We start from the raw sequence: 22,771 nt of genomic DNA, 5'->3' as shown, positions 1-22,771 counted from the left end.
CCCGCCTGTCGGACATGGCATCGCTGACGTACCTGTGATACGGGTACTCTGTACCTCTACTTGTAACCAAGGTACGTCAGCATGTCCGCATTTGCATTTCCCATCATCGAAGCCCTGCGCGACTTCTTCGCCGCATCCGACGCGGACGGCCTGAAGGACGCGGCCGCCCGCATCGCCCGGCACGCCGGGATCGAAATCCCTGCCGATACGGACTGGGCGGCGGCCGAGTACGAGTTCAACCGCCTCTTCGTCGGGCCGGCCGCAGTACCGGCCCCACCCTTCGCCTCAGCCTGGTCCGAAACCGACCGCGCCCTCATGGGCCGCGCGACCATGGAGGCGCGAGAGGCGTACCACCGCCTCGGCCTGGCCGTGCCCGGAGAGGGCGTCATCCCCGACGACCATCTGGCCTACGAACTCGAAGCCGTGCTGGCCATGAAGGCCGTGCTCGCCGCTCAGACAGGCGCGCCGGACGCGGAGATCGCGGACCTGCACGCATGGTTCGTCGGGGAGCATCTGGCGCGGTGGATTCCACATTTCGTCCGAACGGTCCGGGAACACGCGACCAGAGGCGGTGTCATCGCCCTGGCCGCGGACGCGCTGGACTCGTGGTTCGAAAGCGAACGCAATTCAACAGCAGCGCCGCGCCGGGGCTGAAGCCCGCGCGGTCGAGGAGGAGTGACATGTCGCACACACCGAGTGGATTGAGCAGGCGGCAGTTCCTGAAGGGGCTGACCATGGCCGGGGCGGCCTCGCTCCTGCCCCTGCGCCTGCTGATGCCGTACACCGCCCAGGCTGCCACGGCATTCAACGCCAAGGATTTTCAGATCTTCCGCAACGCCTGCCCCCGCAACTGCTACGACACCTGCTCCATCAAGACGTACGTCAAGGACGGGGTCGTGCAGTTCATCGAGGGGGCGCAGGAGTCGACCTTCACGGCCGGTGGACTGTGCGTCAAAGGCTATGCCTACCCCCGGCGCGTCTACAGCCCCGATCGCATCAAGTACCCCATGGTCCAGGACGGCCGCCGTTCGGGCAACTGGCGGCGCGTATCCTGGGACGAAGCCATGGACCGCATCGCGAAGAAGATCCTCGAGATCCAGGAAAAGGACGGGAGCCTTCTGGGCCTGGGCCTGACCAAATATTCCGGCAACTTCGGCATCACCAACTACGGCGTCGAAGGCATGATGTCGTCCCTGGGCTACACCACCCGCTTCGTGGGTACCCCCTGCTGGCCGGCGGGCATCGACGCCCAGAACTACGACCTGGGCGACATGTGGTGCAACGACCCGGAGGATATGGTCAAGGCCAGGTACGTGATCGTCTGGGGCGCCAACCCCGCCTGGTGCTCGGTGCATTCCATGAAATACATCATGGAGGCCAAGCGGCGCGGCGCCAAGGTCGTGGTCATCGACCCGGTCTTCACCCAGACCGCGGCCAAGGCCGACGTCTTCTGGCAGCCCGAGACATCCAGCGACGGCGCCCTGGCCCTGGGCATGGCCCGGCACATCCTCGACAAGGGGTTGGTGGACAAGGGCTTCGTGACTGAAAACGCCCTCGGGTTCGAAGAATTCGCCGCCTACCTGCGCGATAACGTGACCGTGGAGTGGGCCGCGGGCCTGAGCGGCATCCCGGCCGAGCAGATCCGCGAGGTGGCCGAGGAGTTCGCCACGGGTGACCCGGCGACCATCTGGATCGGCTACGGCATGCAGCGCCACACCAACGGCGGCGCCTCGGTGCGGGCCATCGACGCCCTTGTGGCCATGACCGGCAACGTCGGCAAGGAAGGCGGCGGAGCGCGCTACGGCCATCTGCGGACCTGGGGCTTCAACTACCACGCCCTCCTCCAGAAGCAGCCCGAGGGCTCCGTGGGCTTCGTCGGCGCGGGCGGCCCCAAGGGCGAGTTCGACTTCACCAAGGGCGAGGCGGCCAGCTACACGGACCGCACCTTCAACATCAACAAGACTGCCCAGGGCATCCTCGACGCCAAGGACCCAGCCATCAGGATGCTGTGGGTGTCGTGCAAGAACCCCTTCGCCCAGGACTTCGACCGGCCCAAGCTGGAGAAGGCCTTCGACACGCTGGAGCTGGTCGTGACCGTAGACCAGTTCTTCAACGAGACCGTGGCCAACTCCGACATCGTCCTGCCGGTGACGACCCTCTTCGAGGAATGGACCGTCAACGTGTCCTACTGGCACTACTGGCTGGGCATCAACGAGCAGGCCATCACGCCCATGTACGAGACGAAGTCGAACATCGAGATCGCGTCCCTGCTCTCGAAAAAGATGAACCAGCTCGCCCCCGGCTCCTGCACCTTCCCGCAGGACATCGACACCAGGGAATGGATGGAGAAGGAGTTCAACCAGGGCATCTACGACTACTTCGGCATCAAGCACTGGACGGACCTGAGGAACGGGCCCGTCAAGGCCAAACTCGCCTCCACCGCCTCCTGGCACGACATGAAGTTCGGGACCCCATCGGGCAAATACGAATTCCGTTCGGACCTCTGCGCCGAGCACGGCCATGAAGCCCTGCCCAAGTACAAGGAAGGCCGCAAGCCGTACGACGAGTTCCGCCTGCTGACCCCGCACAGCAAGTTCGGCATCCATTCGCAGTTCATCAACCTCGACTGGATGCACGAATACAACAAGGAACCCTTCCTCTACATGCACCCGGACGATGCGCGAGCCAAGAACATCAAGGATCTGGACACGGTCCGCGTCTTCAACAAGGTCGGGGAGCTGCGCATCAAGGCCAAGCTGACCCGCAACGTCGCCCCGAAGAGCCTCGTCATCTACGAGGCCTGGTTCGGACGCGGCAACGACTTCAACGTCCAGAACCTCGTGGACGACGAGGCCGCGGACATGGGCGCCTACAAGACCGGCGCGCCCGGCGTGGCCATTCACGGACAGTTCGCCAATGTCGAAAGGGTCTAAGGAGTGATTGCGATGAAAAAACACTACGCATTTCTGGTCGATTCGGAGAAGTGCATCGGCTGCTTCACCTGCGCCATGGCCTGCCGGAATTACTACCATCAGGTCGAGGGCGTGGTCTGGCGGCAGGTCTATCCCCTGGGCGAGGCCATCTACCCGCACCGGGAAAGGGCCTTCTTCTCCCTGGCCTGCAACCATTGCGAAAACCCGGCCTGCCTGAACGTGTGCCCCGTCGAGGCCTACACCAAGCGCGAAGAGGACGGGGTCGTGGTCCATCACCAGGAGAAGTGCATCGGCTGCGGCAACTGCATCCGCTCGTGCCCCTACGGCGCGCCCGTTTACAACCCCGTGGAGAAACGCGCGGAAAAATGCAGCTTCTGCCACGAACGCCTCGACGCAGGCCTCCTGCCGGCCTGCGTGCAGAGCTGCCCTACCGGCGCGCTGAAGCTCGTGGACCTGGCGACAATGGAGCCTGGAAACGAGATTCAATTCCCGGCCGGGTTCCCCAAAAACGAAAAGGTGAACCCTTCCACCCGCTTCATCATGCCCAAAGTGCCGACTCTGGTAAGGAGGTAGCGATGCAATCCATGGAATTGCCACTTGTTCTGTTCACGGTGCTTTCACAGGCGGCCGTCGGCATGGTCCTCATGAGCGCCGTGCGCGGCGTCGCCGGCCACGGCTCCGGGAGCGCCCGCAACGAGTGGATGCTCGTCGCCGGCCTCATAGGGCTCGGCATCGCCGCGTCCCTCTTCCACCTCGGCCACCCGCTGGAAGCGTACCGCGCGCTGGCGCACCTGGAAAAGGCGTGGCTCAGCCGCGAGGTGCTCGCGGCGGGGGCCTTCCTGGCTCTGGCGGCCGGGGCGGCAGCCGCGGGCGGCGGCAGGGGCGCCCTGCTCTGGGGGGCGGTCGCGGCCGGCCTGGCCACAGTTCTGGCATCCGGCATGACGTACGCTCCGCCCGCGTTTCCGGCCCTGAACAACGCCCTGCCCACGGTCTTCTTCCTGATTTCGGCCGTTGTCCTGGGTGCGGGCTTCGCCAGCTGGTTCGCAGGCCCCGGCAGTCAGGCGCTGCTGGCGCGCATCTTCACGACCGCCCTGGTGACGGGACTGGTCGTGCGCCTGGCCGTGCCCTGCGTCTGGCTCTCGGGGGGCGAGGTCATGCGCCTGAGCGGCCTGGCCTGGCTCGGCTCACCGCTCTACTGGGCAAGCATCGCCGTCATGGCGGCCTGCCTGGGCGTACTCTGGAAGAACCGGACCATCCCTGTCTGGCTCCCCATCCTGGCCCTGCTGGGCGAACTGGCCGGCCGCGCGGCCTTCTTCGCCGAGACGGTTCACACGGCCGTGAACATCGGGAATCCGTACTGATCCGACCGGGGCGGGGGGGACACCGGCCCCGCCCCGGTCTTCTGAACGTCCCCGCCATCCTGATCCAGCAGATTGAAATCACCAGTTCGGTGCATTCTCCGCGCTGCGCGATGCATCTCTTGGGCATGCATCCGGCCTGTCCGGACCGGGAACTCGGTTAAATCGGAGTTTTCATGCCATCTACCTCTTTCTCTCATCAGTAATTTTCTGTATCTTTGTCATACAGTCTAAGTAGTCCCCGCCTATGCCGCTGTCGCACGCCCAGGGGGGATCGCCCGGGGGCGGGTTCTCGCGAGGGCGAACGCTCCGGGTTCTGGGGACTGAGCGGCATGAACGGGTAATCTGAACCATCCACCATTCGGAGGCGGCAATGAAGAGCATCCCCATTCGCGTGAAACTGATCGGCGGGATTCTGGCCCTGCTGGCGCTGGTGTGCGCAGGCCTGGGGTATATCGCCTATAACCGGGCCATGCATGCGGCCCGGGGCCAGGTGGAGGAGAACATCGTCCTGACGGCCAAAAACGGCGCAAATCTGGTCCGCAGCCGCCTGGACTATCATCTCGCCGTCATACAGGGCATCGCCAACCGCCACGTCGTCAAATCCATGGACTGGGAGCAGCAGCGGCCGGCCCTGGAAAACGAAACGGCCCGGATGAAATACCTCGGCATGGGCGTCGTCTCCGCCGACGGCCAGGCCATGTATCCGGACGGTTCCACCGCCAACCTGGGTGACAGGGCGTATTTCAAGCAGGCCATGGCCGGCGAATCGCTTTTCTCCAGCGTCATCATCAGCAAGGTGACCAACTCGCCGGTCATCGTCCTGGCCACCCCGATCAAGGGTGACGACGGCAAGGCCCGCGCCGTGCTCATCGCCAGGCTCGACGCGACCATGCTGAGCGAAATCACGGACGGCATCAAGTACGGCCAGACCGGCTACTCCTACATCATCGACGAGAAGGGCGTCCTCATCGCCCACACCAACCGGCAGTTCGTCCTGGATCAGAAGAACTTCCTCGAAGAAGGCAAGACCAACCCCGAATACGCGACCCTGTCGGCCATGTTCCAGCGCATGGTCAAGGGCGAGTCCGGTTTCGAACAGTACCCGTTCATGGGCAAGGACCGCTTCTTCGGCTTCTCGCCCATCCAGGGAACCGGCTGGTCCATCGCCGTGGGAGCCATGCAGGACGACGTGCTGGCCGCGATCTACCAGATGCGCTGGATGATCGCCCTGGCGTCCCTGGTTTTCTTCGCCATCGGCATCGTCATTGCCCTGATCATCAGCCGCATGGTCCTGCTCCCGGTCAGGAGCTGCGTGCATCTGCTCAAAGACATCTCCGAAGGCGAAGGCGACCTGACCAAGCGCCTGCCCGTCGAGACCCGGGATGAAATCGGGCAACTGGCGCAATACTTCAACACCTTCGTCGAAAAGCTGCAGCGCATCATTTCCGAGATCGCGGGCAACGCCCAGACCGTGGCCTCCTCGGCCACGGAGCTTTCGGCCGTGAGCGGCCAGACCACCCAGAACGTGCGCTCCCTGTCGGCCAAGACGTCCACGGTGGCCACGGCCGCCGAGGAGATGAGCGCCAACATCGCCTCGGTCGCCTCCGGCATGGAGGAGACCTCGGCCAACCTCTCCTCCGTCGCCGCGGCAACGGAGGAGATGACCTCGACCATCGGCGAGATCGCCGGCAACACCGAACGCGCCCGCGGCACCACGGACAACGCGGCGCAGCAGGTGGACAGCTTTGCGGGCGTGCTGCGGGACCTCGGCGCGGCGGCCCAGGAGATCGGCAAGGTCACGGAAACCATCGCCGCCATCTCCTCCCAGACCAACCTCCTGGCCCTCAACGCGACCATCGAGGCGGCCAGGGCCGGCGAGGCGGGCCGCGGCTTCGCCGTGGTGGCCAACGAGATCAAGGAACTGGCCCAGAAAACGGCCGAGGCCACCAAGGACATCCGCGATCGCATCGGCGGGATTCAGTCCGCCACGGGCAGCGCCGTGAGCGACATCGGGCAGATCGTGCATGTCATCGGCGAGGTCAACACCATCGTCACGGCCATCGCCGCGGCTATCGAAGAGCAGTCCGCCGTGACCCGCGAGGTGGCCGAAAACATCTCCCATGCCACGCATGACGTGCAGGACGCCAACAGGCGCTCCTCGGAGATGTCGACGGTGTCCAGGGACATCACGCGCGACATCACGTCCGTGGACGCCATCACCGGCGACATCCGCGGGGGCGGCGACCAGGTCCAGGCCAGCGCCGAGGAGCTGTCCAGGCTGGCCGAACAGCTCAAGGGGCTCGTGAGCCAGTTCAAGGTATAGATGCAGCAAAGGGCCCGCCACGAAGAAAAACGCGGGCCCCGTGCCGATACGGCAAATGGGACGGCGGCGTTCAGGCGGACCGGCCAAGGTTGTCCCATCGGCCATGAGCCGCCCATCAACGGACCTTGCGCCGGGTCAGACAAATCCATTTGAATCCGCCTTGATTGTTGGGTAGTGTCGCGAACTGGGTTGCAAAGGATGTTGCGTGTTCCGTATCTCAATCACAGGCCACAGGAGACTCACATGTTAGGAAGGTTCCGCATTCGCGCGCGACTGTTCGTCATTCTCGGCATCAACGTCGCCCTCATCGCCGTCATGGGGTTGGTGGCCTTCTTCATGGCCACCTCCATCAACGGCAAACTCAGTCTGGTGCTTCAGCGCGATTTGCCGGGGGCGAGCGTGCTCCTGGAGGCGGACCGCGACCTGCACCAGATGCTCCTGGCCGAGAACGGCATGCTACTGAGCGCACCGGGCACGCCTGAGTACGAAAAGCACATGAAATCCTACACCGAGAACATGCAGCAGGCCGACACGCGGCTGGGCAAGTTCATCGAGATCTCGTTCTCCCCGGAGAAGAAGGCCCTGGTGGACAAGTACCGCGCGGACCGGGCGGTCTGGGAGGAGGTGTCCAAAAAGATACTCGCCCTGCGCAACCAGGCCGGTCAGGAGGGCAGCCCGGAAGCGGTCGCCCTGGCCATGACCGAGGGCGCCGAAAAGTTCGACACCATGCGCGAACACATCAACAAGCTGACGGAGATCGTCGGAAACGACGCCGCCACGGCCGGCAAGGAGGCCGAGGCCGCCTTTTCGCGCCTGAAGATCATCCTCGCCGCCATCACCTTCGGCAGCATCCTCATTGGCGGGGCGCTGACCGTCATCATAGCGGGAGGGATCACCACGCCTCTGCGCCGGATGATCGTCATGCTCAAGGACATCGCCGAAGGCGAAGGAGACCTGACCAGACGGATCGAGGACCGCTCGGGCACGGAAACCCAGGAACTGGCCGAATGGTTCAACCAGTTCGTCAGCCGGGTCCACAGCATCATCAAGGACGTGGCCCACAATTCCAGCCAGGTCACGGGCGCGTCCAAAAACCTGCTGGCCCTGGCCGGGAGCCTGAACAGCTCGTCCCAGACCATGACGCAGACCTCGAACACCGTCGCGGCCTCGGCCGAGGAGATGAGCGCCAACATGAACAACGTCGCGGCCTCCATGGAGCAGTTCACCGTGAACATCGGCACCGTGGCCACGAGTTCCGAGGAGATGAGCGCGACCATCGCCGAAATCTCGGCCAGCACCGGCAAGGCCAAGGAGATCACCGGGCAGGCCGTCGCGGCAGCGGGCAAGGCCACGTCGCAGGTCAGCCAGCTCGGCGCCGCGGCCCAGGACATCGGCAAGGTGACCGAGGCCATCTCGGCCATCTCCTCCCAGACCAACCTCCTGGCCCTGAACGCCACCATCGAGGCGGCCCGGGCCGGGGAAGCGGGCAAGGGCTTCGCGGTCGTGGCCAACGAGATCAAGGAACTGGCCCAGCAGACCGCCCAGGCCACCGAGGAGATCCGGGGCAAGATCCAGGGCATCCAGCACACCACCAGCCAGACAGTGCTCGAGATCGGACAGATCAGCAACGTCATCGGCGACGTGGATGCCATCGTCGGCAGCATCGCTGCCGCGGTGGAAGAGCAGTCCGTGACCACCCACGACATCGCCGAAAATGTCGGGCAGGCCTCCACGGGCGTCCAGCAGGTCAACGAGAACGTGGCCCAGGCGGACACGGTCATTCGCGGCATCGCCCGTGACGTGGCCGCGGTCAGCGCCTCGGCCGGCGAGGTGTCCACCACAGCGCGGTCCATGCACGAAAACTCCGAGACCCTGGCCGGCCTGGCCGGCAATCTCGACACCATGGTCAGCCGCTTCAAAATCTAGGGGCTTCGCCCCGGGCGGCATGGCGTGACGCAAAAACGGGGAGGGAAAGCCCTTGGCTCCCTCCCCGCCGGTCACTCTGGACGACCCGCCCGTCCCGCCACAGTTTGAACTCTTACGCTCGCAAGCAGGACGCCTGCGTGATCGACGGACGCGCCGCAATCAGGACACAGAACCTCGGGACGGCCCCCCGTGCTTACGCGCATAGAACACGCCCCGCTCCCGCCGCACGGGCACGACCCGCCCTTCGCCCTCCAACACCCCGACGTATTTGTTGATTTCCGCAGCGCCCAGCCCCAGGATCGTTGACAGATCGTCCACGGTGCAGGGTCGGCGGGCGATGGTCTCCAGAATGGCCGTTTCCGTGTCGCTGCGGTATCCGCCCAGGTTTTTGCGCTGCGGCGGCGCGGCGATGATCTCCACGTTGTCCAGGGCCAGCATGTCCGCCACAGCCCGGAGTTCCTGCGGCGTGGCGGCGCGCAGGTCCTCCAGGGTTCCGGGCCTGTCCAGCGTGTTCAGCTGGACGCGGTCCGGCCGGATGTCCAGCACAGCCTTCCTGATGGCCGCAATTTCCTCCGGAGCGTCGTTGTAGCTGGGCAGGATGAACACTTCAAGCCACAGCGCGCCAGCGAACTCCCTGCGGAACGCGACCAGCCCCTCGATGCATTCCTCGATATCCAGGGAGCCGTGCGGCCTGTTGATCCGCCTGAAGACGTCGGCGGTGGCCGCATCGAGCGACGGCAGGACCACATCGGCCCCAAGCAGCTCCCGCCGCACCGACGGGTCGCGCAGCAACGTCCCGTTGGTCAGCACAGCCACGGGAAGGCCGGCCTTCTCCCGCTTGATGAAATCCACCAGGTCGCCGATGCGGCTGTTCAAGGTCGGTTCTCCCGAACCCGAGAAGGTCACGTAGTCGGGCGCCGGACCCTGGGCGAAAAACTCGCGCAGTTCACGCGCCACCAACTCGAACTCGACGTACTCCCTGCGCTCGTCGGTCAGCAACGTGGTCCGTCCGACCTCGCAATAGACGCAGTCCAGGGAGCACACCTTCCTGGGCACCAGATCGACGCCCAGGGACATGCCCAGCCTGCGCGAAGGGACGGGACCGAACAGACTTACAAACATGGGGCCCTCCTGTTTTCAATACGACCAGATGACGGGATGCGTCAGGAGCCACCGTGGCCGGGTGCATTCCATAATCCGGGAGGCTTTGAACATTTCCTGTTTTGGCGCCATGGTTACCCAAAAAGGGCGCTTCGGCAACAGCCGCCATGAAGCGGGCCGACGTCCCGGCCCGAACAGCCCGAGGTTGGCGCGCTCGAATCCGGCACGTGAGTTGAATCGCAGATACCGCATCGAAGGGCATGGGATCGGGGCAGGCAATCTTGCCGTCGTATGCGATCAAGGTCGATCGCAAAGCCGCGTGCGCTCCACGCCAATGAACAAAGGGAAGACCGGCTGACCCGGTCTTCCCTTTGTTACGGAAGGAGGAAAAACGTCCTACAGATCGTGGACTTGCAGATAAACGAGGGTCTGGTTCAGCAGCTGGTAGGCCACCTCGCCGAAGGTGATCGGACCGACAAACGGTTCCGTCTTGTGGCCTTCAAGGCCTGAATAGAGGTAGTTCAGGATGCAGTTGCAGGAAAAGACGATGTTTTCCCCACCCACCTCGTTCTTCTTCAACTGGGCGTCAAACAGCGTGGCGTAATCGCTGATGGGCTTGGCGTGTTTGTAGCGGATTCCGGCGAAGACGGGGGCGTAGAATTTCACGTCGGCGCCCGGTTCCACGCTCTGGAAACTGATGTTGACCAAGGCGCCGTAGTAGTCCGCGACGAGGGGCAGCTTGGTGTCGAGCTTGTTCCGCGTGATGTAGTCGGCGAAGTTCTCCTTCACGCCGTTGACCATGACGTCGGTGCAGGAGAAGCCGTCGGACGCGAAGGTCAGGGTATCGCCGCCGCCCTGCTCGAAAATGTTCACGATCCCCACATCCACGGTTTTGCCCTGCGGCACGCGCACGTGCATGACCACGGCTTCCCGTTCGTGGGCGGTGCCGCTGACGCCGTCAAACACTTTCGGCGAACTCTTGCCCAGGTTGTCCAGGTGCACTCCGGAAATCCAACCGATGAGCGGCTGGCAGCCGAAATCCTTGTAGTTCGGCCCATTGAGCGCAAAACTCGAATGAACGGGACTCATGGCCGGAATGATGATGAAGCTGAAGCCTGCGTGTCCGGAGTCCGTATAAACCTTGCCTAACGTATTGTCGTCATACACCTTGACGTCTATGGACGCGGCAACATCGCTGATATCGGTGACGAAAATATTGTCCTGCGAAACCATGCCGCCTTTGTCGGGCGTGATGAAATACGGAATCGTACCGCCAATCCACTTTCCTTTGGGCAATTTGCGGAGAAGATCTTCCTCGCCTGCGAGCAAAAGAGTTTTTCCTTTCTGAATCAATTGTTCAACATCAGCCAGTGTCATGATATGCTGCAGCATGGTGCCTCCTAACCGAAAATGGTTTTCAAATCTTCTTTGACAGCAGGATTACTTTCATTTTTTTCGTAAATTGAATGCAAATGATCGATAGCACCTTGAATATTCGCTGGTGATGGATCAGCACTCAAGCTGCGAATGACACGTCCAAGCATAATTTTCACAGCGAGAAATTTCAAATCGAATGTCTTTTTTCCCGTGACGACCTCAACCCATTTTGGGTGATTCTTTGCCGGAATGCTCATGATGCCCCCTCCTGATAATGTTTACGCTTGAGATATATCATTACATAATCTAATGCATCATATTGAGAAATTTATTATCAAGATAAAATGAATGTACATTTCGAATACATTTTATTTGAACACGAAAACATGATCTCTTGTCGAAACCAAGGCCAGTTGCGTTGCAAAGACCAACCACACTAAGCACCTTCCATGCCAACTCGCAGAATGGTGGTAATTTTGGAGCTAATTGTCTGACATGATTTGTAGTACATGCACTACTCTCCATGCCCATCTTCCACGACAAAAACAATTGAATACAGCAATTCAAGACAGTTACAGCAGCAACCCCACATATCACTCAAACACACTGAATCAAAATGATACAGCGAAAGACGTCAAAACGACACACTGCTGGGGATCTTCACCGTCCCGATCGTGACGCCACCGAACCTCGCCGCGCCTGACGGATACATGCCGCGCCCGTTCATGCATCTCGCTGATTCATAAAGCGGCCCGGCAGCGCGAAAACGCCACACTGGCATTCTCGCAGCAATAACCGAGCGCGATTGAAAGAGACGCCCGAGCAATCAGGGCGCGAGGGTGAGATTTTTCATCATAGCCATAAAAGAAAAATAGAGTCAATCGCCACCTGCAAAACACGCTTTCATCGTCCGTTTCACAACCTACTGAAACAAAACATATTGGTCGCGGTGCGCACCGTACGACGCCATTCGGGAATCGGATGCGCGTCGAACCGCATACGGTCCGCAAAGCAAACCGGCCTGAGGCGGGGAAGACTGACGCACCGCGCAGGGCAACCATCCCTGAAAGGCCGGCGGCCTTGGATACGGCCCGGCTTCCCGCGCAATGCGCGCCCTGTTCCCATCGCGCTTGCAAAATTCCTCAACCATCTGCTATCGTGATACCCTGACTGACATCATACGCTGCCGGCTTCGCATTGCCGCAAGGACGCAACATGCCTGCATCATGGCACAAACAAGAACATGTCGCGATTGTTCAACTGGAACAAGCGATTCGGCTTTTTCTTGACGAGCAGGACTACTACTCCGCCGCAACGCTGGCAGGATCGAGCGAAGAAATATCAGGCAGGATTGCGCTGAACGCAGGAAAATTGCCGGTCCGCGAAGAGAGGATGCGCGACCTGGTATTGAACTTTTCCCGAAATCAAATCTGCGCCATACTTGAACTCAAGAAGCTCGACAGCGAAGAAATTGCACTTGAATGGATATTGTACAAATATACTGACTGGCTCAAACACTACAGGGAAGAAAATAGCGAAATATACATAAACACGAAAGCAGCTGCATATGAACTGATCACACGAGCGCTCTCAAACCTGTCGAATTGCGGAAAAACAATCCGACATGCCGACAGATTCAGGGAATACGCCATGCAGACGACCACCCTCGACGAATAGCCCATTCAGGCTCTCCCCCCAGCCCGGCCCATCCGCGCAACGGACGTGGCGCACAATGACACAGCCGCCAAAAAGGGAAAGAACTCAGGATCTCCCGTCCTTTCCCGCCGGAGAAGCCCGAGGGATTTCGATATGAAAGCAGGCGCCCTGCTCCGGCGCGGACCGGACCTGGATGCTTCCGCCATGGGTCTGGGTCACGATGAAGTACGAAACCGACAGCCCGAGCCCGGTGCCCTGGCCCGGAGGCTTGGTCGTGAAGAACGGCTCGAAGATCCTGCGGGCCGTCTCCGGCGGAATGCCGGGCCCGTTGTCCTCGACCTCGATCACGACATTCTCCCCCTGGCACCTTGTGCGCACGGTGATGGCCGGTTCGGCCACGGACCCGCCGGCCAGGGCCTGCGCGGCGTTGCGCAGCAGATTGAGGATGACCTGCTCTATCTCGGTTTCAGAGCACCGGATGCCCGGCATCCGTTCCTCGAAGTCACGGACAATCTGGATGCGCCTGAAATCGAAACTCTTACGCAGATCGTAGTCGCTACCGGCCAGAACGATGGCCCGGTCGATGATGTCGTTCACGCAGCAGAACTTGTGTCCTGAATCGCTGCGCCGGCTGAAATCCAGCATATGCCGGATGATGTCGGCGGCCCGTTTCGCGGCTTCGCGAATATCCCGGACATACCCCAGGATGTTGCGTTCGCGCATGTAACGATCCAGCAGCCGCAAATCGAGCCCCATGCCCTCAGCCACGGCGACGTTCCGCGGAAAGTCCGGCAGGGTCCGCTGTTCCAGCAACTGGGCCGACTGCATGATGATGCCTAGGGGATTGTTGATCTCATGGGCGATGCCTGCGGCGATCCCCCCGACGGACACCATCTTCTCCGTCTGAATCATCATTTCCTGCATTTTCTTCAATTCGGTGACGTTCCGATAAACGGACATGACAACACGTTGCTCGCCGATCTGCAGGACATGCGACGACAACGCGCAGACGAGCGCATGCCCGTCCCGGGTCCGGACCATGAGTTCCTGGTTTGCCAGTTGGCCGTCACGTCTGAGCAAGCCGTACAGGCGGTCCCACAACGCGGAATCGACATAGAAGTTGAGGCTGCCGGTGGTCCTGCCGATGACCTCGTCGCGGGCGTACCCCGTCATGGCCACGAAGGTGTCGTTGATGTCGGAGACGATCCCGGTCTCGATGTCGGCCAGCAGGATGGCGTCCGGGGAATTCCGGAAAAGATGGGCAAACTTCTTCTCGGATTGGAGCAGCAACTCTTCGGATTTCTTCCGTTCGGTGATGTCCATGCCCATGCCGACGAGATATGCTCGCCCGTCGATGGTGTGTCGCGCCACGGTGAAGAGGCAGGGAACACTGCGTCCTGCCTTCGTGACCAGGAGCGCTTCCGCCTCGGACCGCCCCTGGACCATGGCCTGCCGAAAGCTGGCCAGGATGGTCGACGTATCCGGTTCCCTGCCCCCGAACCAGGCCGCGGCATCGCTGCCGAGGAGTTCTTCGGGCGAATACCCCGTCATGGTCTCGTAGTTCCTGTTCCAACGGACCATGCGTTCCTGGCTGTCGTAAATGTAGAGAAGGCCGGGCACGCTCTCCATGACGGCGTCGGTGAACATGCGCTCCCGCGCAGCTTCCTGCTCGGCCTCCTTGCGCCTGCCGATATCCCTGAGGATGCCTTCGAGGCCGAGCATGAAGCCGGATTCGTCACTGTAGATGTTGCTGGTGGCCTCCACGACCACTTCACTGCCATCCCGGCGCAGGAGAGTGGCCTCCAACTCCCGGACCACACCCTGTTCGGACAGGATCTCGACATACTTCTGAAACGCCTCCGGAGACTTCCACAGTTTTTCCATCGGCGTCCCGAGCAGTTCCTCCACGGTCTCGTAGCCCAGGAGGCTCGCGCCCGACGGACTGAGCATGATCAGGGCCCCGCCTGCGTCGGTGCGGTAAAAGGTGTCCTGGATGTTCTCGATGACCGACCGGTAGCGGGCCTCGCTCTCTCGCAAGGCCAGTTCCGCCTCCGCACCTTCGCCCATGCAAAGGCACCGTGTCCGGTAGGCCTGGTGAAAGACATGCCCGGCGATCAGCGCCATGGAGTCGGCCACAGCGGTGAAGCGCGACCTGCTCATCCGCGGCACCTGCTCCAGGGCGGCGACGACGGCCTCGGGGTCGGCCCCGATTTGCCCGGCAAGGGCGAGGGCCTGCGCCCTGCCCGTGTCCTCGTCGCGGACCTGGCCGATGACCCAGTTCGCGACATGGCGCTCGCCGACGATGATGGGCATGGCCGCATACAGGAGGCCGGTCAGCGGGCAGACGTGGACGGCAAGGCCGTCCGCAGCGGAAGGCCGGAGCGCGGTGGCCGGAAAGACGTGGCCCGCCTCGACGGCGTTTCTGCCGTGGACGAGCGTCGTGAACGGCTCGCTCAAATTGCCGGGACTGGTCAAAGGCTTGCCATCGGGAGCCGAGATGACGGAGGCCACATTCGAGGCGAGGGCAAAGGCGTCCTGCACGCGCTGAATTTCCTCCGCCTGGAAAAGGTCGAAGAGCGAGATTCTCTGAGTGAAGCAAGACGTCATAATTCCTCGCCGGGCGGATCGCTGTTCATGAGCGCATGAGCCGATATGACTCCCTAGCAAACTATTCCGAGGTTCGTCGACCCTGCGGGACCTGAATACGAAAAACTGTCGGCGCAATATTCGACATGATGGCGACATGGCTGGCGAGCGGATGGACAGAATTCGGGGAATCATAGTCAGCCACGGCCTTCAGCAAACACCATGCCCGCAAACAAAGGGATGCATGCGAAAGCGTCATGCCGGGCAAATTACACGAAACATTCGGCTGCATGTCGCAACAGCTGTCGGAATGTTCCATCATCGTGCGCGACAAACCGATGGGCTGTTTCGACACAGCACGTATCAAATCGATACACAGCCATCTTTCGATCCCGCCGAAACCCTCCTTCAATTGTCGAAATAATTCTATATAGTTGGGTCATTCGTTTCTTCAAGCGGACGTGATTCGAAAAGTATCCGTACCACATAGAATGTCAGACAATTAGCGATTAAAACCATATTTTTCTCAAAAAATGGCACAAATCATGCTTACACGCCAAACCACGCCACACCGCACCACAACACATCAATATAACAGAATAACGTATTTCATTTGTGGAAACATATCGGGTACAGAAATAAAGGAGTGCGTTGCATCATATTCATTTTTTCAAAAGACAAAGATGTAGTAGACTTTATTCAGACTAAACTCCCCAAAAGGGATCAATCCAACCCATTGCAAAAATTAGCGTCGCTTCCATTCAACGGAGAGAAACATGAAATTCGTGTCTGTTCGCACTAAAATCGCCGGTATTGCCGGCATCTGCCTGTTCGTTTCCTCGGCGGTCCTGGTCGGGTACAGCGTGTATTCGGCGCGCGCCAACCAGGAACTGGTCAACACCCGCGTTTCCAGGCTGATCGAGAGCCGTTCGCTGGACGGACTGAAAAACCTGGCCGGAAACTACGCAGGCAAGATCCAGTCGGAATTCGACGTGGCCCTGGACGCGGCGCGCACCATGGCCGACACATTCATGCTCTCCAAGGACAAGGACAGTGCCGGCCTGGTCCTCGGCCGGGACCAGATCAACGGCATTCTCCTCAAGGTCCTGAAAAACAACCCCAACTTCAACGGCTCCTATTCCTGCTGGGAACCCGACGCCCTTGATGGACGGGATGCCGAGTTCGCAACGGGCCGGGACGGCAACAACAAGGTTACGGGCCGCTTCACCCCGTACTGGAACCGTGACGAGAACGGAAACATCGCGGTCCAGCCCCTGGTCGAATACGACACCATGGACCGCCATCCCAACGGCGTGCTCAAGGGCGGCTGGTACATCGGCCCGCGCGAGAACCACACCGAAAGCGTGCTCGACCCCTTCCCCTACATCGTACAGGGCAAGCAGGTCTGGCTGACCACGCTCTCGGTCCCGATCCTGGTCGACGGCGCGTTCCTCGGCGTGGCCGGCACGGACTACAACCTCAATTTCGTCCAGGAAATGGCGAAGAATGTCGACAAGGAACTGTTCGACGGCCGGGGCGCGGTGACCATCGTCAGCTACCAGGGCCTCGTCGTCGCCGATAGCGAGAAGCCTGAACTGATCGGTTCCTCCATGCAGAACATCCTCGCGGAAGGGTGGGAAAAGGACCTCGCCGAAATTCAGGCCGGGAAAAGCGCCGCGACCATCGACCAGGCCAAGGGGCAGTTCGTGGTCTTCGCCCCGATCCCCCTGGGGCGAACCGGCAAACCATGGTCGGTCATGATCCGCGTCGACCTGGCGACCGTGCTGGCCGACGCCATCGACCTGGACACGGAACTTGGCGCCGCGGGACGAAAAAACGTGGCCATGCTGGTGGGCACCGGGGCCGGCACCACGATCCTGGCCATCGCGCTGCTCTGGTACGCGGCAGGCGGCATCGTCCGCCCCATCCGCAGTACGGTCGAAGTTCTCAAGGATATCGCCGAGGGCGAGGGAGACCTGACCAAACGCCTGGAGATCAAGGCCAACGACGAAGTCGGCGAAATGGCCAGCTGGTTCAACCAGTTCATGGAAAAACTGCGCGAACTGATCGGCCAGATCGTGGACGACGCCGGTTCGCTCAATACCGCCTCCGCGTCCCTGTCCGACATCGCCAGGCAGATGAAGGAAGGGGCCGAATCCATGGCCGAACGGTCCCGTACCGTGGCCACCGGCGCAGAGGAGATGGACGGGACCATGGTCGGGGTCGCTGCGGCCTGCGAGCAGGCGGCCATCAGCGTCAACATGGTGGCCACGGCGACCGACGGCATGAACCTGACCGTCCGGGAGATCGCCAAGAAAACCGAAGAGTCGCGGACCATCTCCGAGTCGGCGGTGCTCAAGGCCGGCGAGGTCTCGGACAAGCTGGGCAACCTGGGACAGAGCGCCCTGGAGATCAGCAAGGTCACGGACGTCATTTCGGCCATCTCCTCGCAGATCAACCTGCTGGCCCTGAACGCCACCATCGAGGCGGCCCGGGCCGGCGACGCGGGCCGGGGCTTCGCCGTGGTCGCGTCCGAAGTGAAGGAACTGGCCAAGCAGACGGCCGACGCCACGCAACTGGTCCAGAGCCAGATCAGCAAGATCCAGGTCTCCACCGACGAGACGGTGTCCGAAGTGGCCCAGATTCTGGGGATATTCAAGAACGTCAGCGAAAACGTCGCCTCCATCGCCCATGACGTCGAAGGTCAGGCCGCGACCACGCAGGAGATCGCCGACAACATCACGCAGACATCGGCCGGCATCCAGGAGGTCAACCTGAGCGTCAGCCAGGGTTCCGGGGTGGTGCGCTCGATAACCACCGAGATCAACAACGTGAACGAGTCCGTGCAGGAGGCGTCCGTTTCCATCGGCCGAGTCAACGACAGCGCCGGGGAACTGTCCGGCCTGTCCGGCAAGCTGCAGGAACTCGTGGGACGCTTCAAGATCTGAGAATGAGCTCTCGCGTCGCGGACACTGCCGGCGGCCGGCAGTGTCCGCGACGCACGTTCAAGAAATACGGAAACAGCCTGATTAACGCTTCCGCTCTGGTCGCGGAATAATTATTGTATTCGCCATCCCGATCCAGAAGGAAGCGCATGCCCTCATGAAAAAAATAAGCATTTCGGCCCGTCTGATCCTGGTCATGAGCCTCATCGCGGTCCTGACGGCCGGCCTGTCCGCCTATCTCATCCTCCGCTTCATCGAGAGCGGAGAACAGGTCAAGGTCCTGGCCGAGGAAGGCACACAGGGCATCGTCTGGGGCGAAAAAGCCAATTTTCACCTGCACAACCTGATCATCAACTTCTACAGGGCCAACAGCGGCGACATGAAGTGGGTCACGGCCATGGAGGAGAACATCCCCAGGGTCCGCTCGGCCCTGGACGAATACGCCAAGACCGCGCGGGACCCGGAGAACAGGCGTCTGCTGGCCGAAACCAGGGAAGCCCTGGACATCTACGCGGGCGACATCCTGATCCTGGGACAATCCTTCCGGAAGGGCGTCTTCGGCCCGGGCATCATCCAGGTCCTCAACGACCTCGACACCAAGACCCATGCCAACCGCCTGATCACCGCCATCACGAACCTGGTCGAGTACTCCAAGGCCCTGGCCGAGAAGAACCGCGCCAGCTTCTTCGCCGACATGTCCGCCAACACGAGGGCCTCCATCGTCCTGGCCTGCGTCGTCATCCTCATCCTGATCTGGGCGGGGTATATGGGCGTCATCTGGACCAGGGACGAAATCGCCGAGCACAACGCCAAGGAGCAGCTGCTGCAGAAGCTGCGGACCGACCTGCTGAACAGCCTCGAAGCGGCCGGCGCCGTCTCGCGTCATATCGCGTTCGACAGCGGCGCCCTCACGTTCGTCGGAGAGGTCGAGAAGGTGCTGGGCCTGCGGGGGGATGCCGTCTCCAATTTCGTCGAGTACGCGCGCCAAATCCATCCGGACGACCGCGGCAAGGTCCTGGGCGAGATTCCAGTGGAAAATATCGGCGGTTGGGATGAATTCGTTGGCCTGCTCCAGGACGATTTCATTGAGGTCGACGGCAAAAGGCTGCTGAAAAAAGACTCCCGATTGGTGCGAAGCTGGATCGAGCAGGCCGGCTCCGACACGGCCACCAACCACCGGGAGTTCAGATGCCGATCCGCGACCGGGGACGACCGGCAGTGGCGCTGGAAGCGCAGCCTCTTCAAGCTGCTGCCCCACCCCTCCGGCCTGGGTTATTCCGGGGAAAGCGGCATCGTGTTCGACATCACGGACGAATATGAGATGCGAAACGCGCTGATCCGGGCCAAATACGACGCCGAAGCGGCCAACCGGGCCAAGAGCGATTTCCTGGCCCGCATGAGCCATGAAATCCGCACGCCCATGAACGCCATCATCGGCATGACCCATCTCATCCTGCGCACCGAGGTCAACGACGCGCAGAAGGACTACCTGTCCAAGATCCTCTCCTCAGCCCGGGTGCTCATGGGCATCATCAACGACATCCTGGACTACTCCAAGATCGAGGCGGACCGGATGCAGCTCGAGGACCTCCCCTTCCGCCTGGACGACGTGTTCAAGTCCCTGGCCGACGTCATCCTCGTCAAGGCCCAGGAAAAACAGCTGGAGGTCATCTTCGCCGTTTCCGACGACACCCCGCAATGGCTGGTCGGGGATGCCCTGCGTCTGGGCCAGGTGCTCATCAATCTGGCCGGCAACGCCGTCAAGTTCACCCCCGGCGGAGAAATTCTCGTCAACGTCGGGGTGATGGAGCGGAGCGAACATGCGGTGCAGCTCCACTTTTCCGTGACCGACAGCGGCATCGGCCTGACGGCCGAGCAGATTCAAGGCCTGTTCCAACCCTTCACCCAGGCCGACGGCACCATCACCCGCAGGTTCGGCGGAACCGGCCTGGGACTGGCCATCAGCAAGAGCCTGGTGGAGGCCATGGACGGAAGCATCTGGGTAGAGAGCCAGCCGGACAAGGGCAGCACCTTCCATTTCACCGCCAGGCTCGGCCTCGCCCCGGACCAGCCGACGCAGCTGTTCCTGCCCCTGGACCTCAGATGCCTGAAAACCCTCGTCATCGACGACAACAGCACGGCCAGAAGCAGCTTCGCCGACATGCTGAAAGCCCTCTTCGCCACGCCGCCCGTCACGGCCACGTCCGCGGACGAAGCCCTGGACACGCTCCTGGCTCCGGACGCAACGGGCATCCCCTACGACCTGATCTTCGTGGATTGGAGGATGCCCGGCAAGGACGGCATCGAAACCGCCCGCCTGATCAAAGACAGGATACAGGAAACCGGCAGTTCGACCTCCCTTGTCTTGATGGCCAACGGCTACGAACTGGAAACGGCCCGCCCCAGCGCGCAGTTGGCCGGGGTGGACGCGTTTCTGGCCAAGCCGGCCTGCCCTTCGGACATCTTCGACACCGTGGCCACCCTCTGCGGCCGTAAAACCGAGCCGGGCAAGGGTTCGCACATCGTCGTCAGCATGGGCAAGCTCGATCGGGTCCGCGGCACGCGCATTCTCCTGGTCGACGACAACCTGTTCAACCAGCAGGTGGCGGGGGAGCTTCTCGAGCAGGCCGGCATGGTGGTAGAGATCGCCTCGAACGGCTTTTCCGCCCTGGAAATGGCCGCAGCAAACGACTACGACCTCATTTTCATGGATATCCAGATGCCCGATCTCGACGGGCTGGAGGTCACCAGGCGCATCCGTCAGATGCACGAAGCCGCGCACCTGCCCATCGTGGCCATGACCGCCCATGCCCTGGCCGAGGACCGCGCCAAAAGCCTGGCCGCGGGCATGAACGACCACATCACCAAACCCATCGACCCCGAAGAGCTGCTGGCCCAGGTGGTCAAATGGGGAAACCCGGAACGCGGCGCGCACGCCCCGGCCCCTGCTCCGCAGATCGGGCCCGGAATGTCCGGGGAGCCGGACACCGTCTTCCGTTTCGCGGAAATCGACCATCAGGCGGGGCTTGGGCGCTGCCTCGGGAACACCGAGTCCTACCTCAGGCTCCTGCGCCTCTTCCACCAGGAATACTCGCGCTTCGCCAGGCAGTGCGAAGAGCACGGGACGCGCGGCGAATGCGAACAGATCCGCCATCTGGCCCACGCCATCAAAGGACCGGCCGGTTCCATCGGGGCGCGGAAACTCCAGGCCGCGGCCGACGACCTGGAACAGGCCCTCGGGGCAAAGGACGCCACCCCGGACAACCGGCTGCTCCTGTCCTTCCGGCAGGCCCTGGAGGCGGTCATGCGCGATCTCGACCCCATCCTCCGCCAGGCGGAAAGCGGAGCGCCGGCGGCCGCCCCCTGCGTGTTCGCCGGTGACGGGAACACGAGCCGGAATCTTTTGGAGCGCTTGCGGTCGTGCCTGGAAAAGAACGACGCCGAAGCAGCGGCGGTACTGCCGGAGTTCGGCGCGGTGAACGCCTGGCCGGAACTTGCCGACGACTGGGCGCAGCTGAAGGCGCACATCGGAAACTTCGACTTCGAGCAAGCCCTGGAACCCCTCAATCGCGTCGAAGCATGGCTGCAGGCCAGGAAAAACGTCGATGATGAACACTGAAAAACCGCGCATCCTGATCGTCGACGATGAAGTCTTCAACCTGCAGTTCCTGACCGAACTGCTCATCACCGACCATCATGTCAGCACGGCCAAGGACGGGCCGAAAGCCCTGCAGCTCGCGCAGTCCCTCCTGCCTGACCTCGTCATCCTGGACGTGGTCATGCCGGGGATGGACGGCTACGAGGTCATTCAGGCCCTGAAAGCCAACCGCAAGACCCGCCACATTCCGGTGATCTTCCTGACCGGCCTGGACAACGCCCGGGACGAGGAAAAAGGGCTCTCCCTGGGTGCGCTGGATTACATCAGCAAGCCCTTCCACCCCGCCATCGTCAAGGCGCGGGTCAACAACATCCTGGAACTGGTCCAGCACCGCAAGCTCCTGGAAAAGATCGCCCTCATCGACGGGCTGACGGGCGTACCCAACCGCAGAGCCTACGACGAACGCCTGCAGCACGAATGGCACCGGGCCTGCCGAAGCGGCGAGCCATTTTCCCTGGCCTTCGTGGACATCGATTACTTCAAGCAGTTCAACGACACCTACGGCCACGCCGCCGGCGATCTTGCCCTCAAGAAAGTCGCCCAGACCCTGAACTCCGTGCTGAAGCGCACATCCGACTTTGTCGCCCGCTACGGCGGCGAGGAATTCGCCTTCATTCTGCCGAGCATCTCCTTCCAGAACGCCCAGGCCTTCGCGACCCAAGCCTGTCTGGAAGTGCACGGCATGGGTTTGGAGCACAAGGCATCCACCGCTGCGGACGTCATCACCATCAGCATCGGCGGCGCCACCACCCTGCCCGCCCGCAACCAGCACCTCGGAGCGTTCACCAAACACGTCGACACGATGCTCTATCAGGCGAAGGAAGCGCGCAACCGGGCCGTGTGGAGCTTTTTCCAGGAAAGCTGACGGCGTGCGCGGTCAGCGGCAGCCCAGGCGGCCGGCCTCC

The 22,771-nt window shown here is 61.9% G+C and carries 14 protein-coding genes; 10 read left to right on the top strand and 4 right to left on the bottom strand.

Annotation, left to right across the window (positions count from 1 at the left end):
* Positions 1-81: 81 nt before the first annotated feature.
* The 6 genes from ACYQ3G_RS08360 (at position 82) to ACYQ3G_RS08335 (ending at position 8,543) form a co-directional block, all read left to right on the top strand.
* On the top strand, positions 82-654 hold the full coding sequence (locus ACYQ3G_RS08360; protein ID WP_459824728.1) for a TorD/DmsD family molecular chaperone: 573 nt from the start codon (positions 82-84) through the stop codon (positions 652-654).
* A gap of 26 nt (positions 655-680) precedes the next feature.
* Positions 681-2,933 (top strand): molybdopterin-dependent oxidoreductase, encoded by a 2,253-nt coding sequence (locus ACYQ3G_RS08355; RefSeq protein WP_459824725.1) that lies wholly within the window; start codon positions 681-683, stop codon positions 2,931-2,933.
* A gap of 12 nt (positions 2,934-2,945) precedes the next feature.
* Positions 2,946-3,506 (top strand): 4Fe-4S dicluster domain-containing protein, encoded by a 561-nt coding sequence (locus ACYQ3G_RS08350; RefSeq protein ID WP_459824722.1) that lies wholly within the window; start codon positions 2,946-2,948, stop codon positions 3,504-3,506.
* Between the two features lie 11 nt (positions 3,507-3,517).
* The gene (locus ACYQ3G_RS08345) at positions 3,518-4,294 is read left to right on the top strand and encodes a dimethyl sulfoxide reductase anchor subunit family protein (RefSeq protein WP_459824720.1); all 777 of its coding nucleotides are present in this window, start codon (positions 3,518-3,520) and stop codon (positions 4,292-4,294) included.
* Positions 4,295-4,664: 370 nt separating this feature from the next.
* Complete coding sequence (locus ACYQ3G_RS08340) at positions 4,665-6,617, top strand: methyl-accepting chemotaxis protein (RefSeq protein WP_459824717.1); 1,953 nt, start codon at positions 4,665-4,667, stop codon at positions 6,615-6,617.
* 243 nt (positions 6,618-6,860) lie between these two features.
* Positions 6,861-8,543, top strand: coding sequence for a methyl-accepting chemotaxis protein (locus ACYQ3G_RS08335; RefSeq protein WP_459824714.1), 1,683 nt, complete (start codon positions 6,861-6,863; stop codon positions 8,541-8,543).
* Positions 8,544-8,702: 159 nt separating this feature from the next.
* Here the strand turns inward: ACYQ3G_RS08335 and ACYQ3G_RS08330 are convergent, their stop codons facing one another.
* The 3 genes from ACYQ3G_RS08330 to ACYQ3G_RS08320 all read right to left on the bottom strand — a co-directional run bounded on the left by ACYQ3G_RS08330 (position 8,703) and on the right by ACYQ3G_RS08320 (position 11,278).
* Positions 8,703-9,665 carry a radical SAM protein gene (locus ACYQ3G_RS08330; RefSeq protein WP_459824711.1) on the bottom strand — a complete coding sequence of 321 codons (963 nt, stop codon included), beginning with the start codon at positions 9,663-9,665 and terminating at the stop codon, positions 8,703-8,705.
* A gap of 375 nt (positions 9,666-10,040) precedes the next feature.
* Positions 10,041-11,036 carry a DUF6976 family protein gene (locus ACYQ3G_RS08325; RefSeq protein WP_459824708.1) on the bottom strand — a complete coding sequence of 332 codons (996 nt, stop codon included), beginning with the start codon at positions 11,034-11,036 and terminating at the stop codon, positions 10,041-10,043.
* Between the two features lie 8 nt (positions 11,037-11,044).
* Complete coding sequence (locus ACYQ3G_RS08320; protein ID WP_084435484.1) at positions 11,045-11,278, bottom strand: hypothetical protein; 234 nt, start codon at positions 11,276-11,278, stop codon at positions 11,045-11,047.
* A gap of 958 nt (positions 11,279-12,236) precedes the next feature.
* Between ACYQ3G_RS08320 and ACYQ3G_RS08315 the strand changes: the two genes are divergently transcribed.
* A complete protein-coding gene (locus ACYQ3G_RS08315) occupies positions 12,237-12,698 on the top strand; it encodes a hypothetical protein (RefSeq protein ID WP_459824705.1) in 462 nt (153 codons plus the stop codon).
* A gap of 84 nt (positions 12,699-12,782) precedes the next feature.
* Here the strand turns inward: ACYQ3G_RS08315 and ACYQ3G_RS08310 are convergent, their stop codons facing one another.
* The gene (locus ACYQ3G_RS08310; RefSeq protein ID WP_459824703.1) at positions 12,783-15,284 is read right to left on the bottom strand and encodes a PAS domain S-box protein; all 2,502 of its coding nucleotides are present in this window, start codon (positions 15,282-15,284) and stop codon (positions 12,783-12,785) included.
* Positions 15,285-16,039: 755 nt separating this feature from the next.
* On the opposite strand from ACYQ3G_RS08310, the gene ACYQ3G_RS08305 reads away from it, so the two are divergent.
* The 3 genes from ACYQ3G_RS08305 to ACYQ3G_RS08295 all read left to right on the top strand — a co-directional run bounded on the left by ACYQ3G_RS08305 (position 16,040) and on the right by ACYQ3G_RS08295 (position 22,731).
* Complete coding sequence (locus tag ACYQ3G_RS08305) at positions 16,040-18,211, top strand: methyl-accepting chemotaxis protein (RefSeq protein ID WP_459824700.1); 2,172 nt, start codon at positions 16,040-16,042, stop codon at positions 18,209-18,211.
* A 154-nt stretch (positions 18,212-18,365) separates the two neighbouring features.
* Complete coding sequence (locus ACYQ3G_RS08300) at positions 18,366-21,827, top strand: response regulator (RefSeq protein WP_459824697.1); 3,462 nt, start codon at positions 18,366-18,368, stop codon at positions 21,825-21,827.
* The gene (locus ACYQ3G_RS08295) at positions 21,817-22,731 is read left to right on the top strand and encodes a GGDEF domain-containing response regulator (protein ID WP_459824694.1); all 915 of its coding nucleotides are present in this window, start codon (positions 21,817-21,819) and stop codon (positions 22,729-22,731) included. Before ACYQ3G_RS08300 ends, ACYQ3G_RS08295 begins: the two co-directional genes overlap by 11 nt.
* Positions 22,732-22,771 lie beyond the last annotated feature (40 nt).

Source organism: Desulfomicrobium salsuginis (assembly GCF_054657795.1).
This window is presented reverse-complemented; position numbering and strand designations above follow the sequence as displayed.

Coding starts and splice junctions, on each gene's coding strand:
- ACYQ3G_RS08355 (WP_459824725.1), top strand. CDS start 681: ATGTCGCACACACCGAGTGGATTGAGCAGGCGGCAGTTCCTGAAGGGG.
- ACYQ3G_RS08335 (WP_459824714.1), top strand. CDS start 6,861: ATGTTAGGAAGGTTCCGCATTCGCGCGCGACTGTTCGTCATTCTCGGC.
- ACYQ3G_RS08330 (WP_459824711.1), bottom strand. CDS start 9,665: ATGTTTGTAAGTCTGTTCGGTCCCGTCCCTTCGCGCAGGCTGGGCATG.
- ACYQ3G_RS08325 (WP_459824708.1), bottom strand. CDS start 11,036: ATGCTGCAGCATATCATGACACTGGCTGATGTTGAACAATTGATTCAG.
- ACYQ3G_RS08300 (WP_459824697.1), top strand. CDS start 18,366: ATGAAAAAAATAAGCATTTCGGCCCGTCTGATCCTGGTCATGAGCCTC.
- ACYQ3G_RS08320 (WP_084435484.1), bottom strand. CDS start 11,278: ATGAGCATTCCGGCAAAGAATCACCCAAAATGGGTTGAGGTCGTCACG.
- ACYQ3G_RS08340 (WP_459824717.1), top strand. CDS start 4,665: ATGAAGAGCATCCCCATTCGCGTGAAACTGATCGGCGGGATTCTGGCC.
- ACYQ3G_RS08345 (WP_459824720.1), top strand. CDS start 3,518: ATGGAATTGCCACTTGTTCTGTTCACGGTGCTTTCACAGGCGGCCGTC.
- ACYQ3G_RS08360 (WP_459824728.1), top strand. CDS start 82: ATGTCCGCATTTGCATTTCCCATCATCGAAGCCCTGCGCGACTTCTTC.
- ACYQ3G_RS08350 (WP_459824722.1), top strand. CDS start 2,946: ATGAAAAAACACTACGCATTTCTGGTCGATTCGGAGAAGTGCATCGGC.
- ACYQ3G_RS08315 (WP_459824705.1), top strand. CDS start 12,237: ATGCCTGCATCATGGCACAAACAAGAACATGTCGCGATTGTTCAACTG.
- ACYQ3G_RS08295 (WP_459824694.1), top strand. CDS start 21,817: ATGAACACTGAAAAACCGCGCATCCTGATCGTCGACGATGAAGTCTTC.
- ACYQ3G_RS08305 (WP_459824700.1), top strand. CDS start 16,040: ATGAAATTCGTGTCTGTTCGCACTAAAATCGCCGGTATTGCCGGCATC.
- ACYQ3G_RS08310 (WP_459824703.1), bottom strand. CDS start 15,284: ATGACGTCTTGCTTCACTCAGAGAATCTCGCTCTTCGACCTTTTCCAG.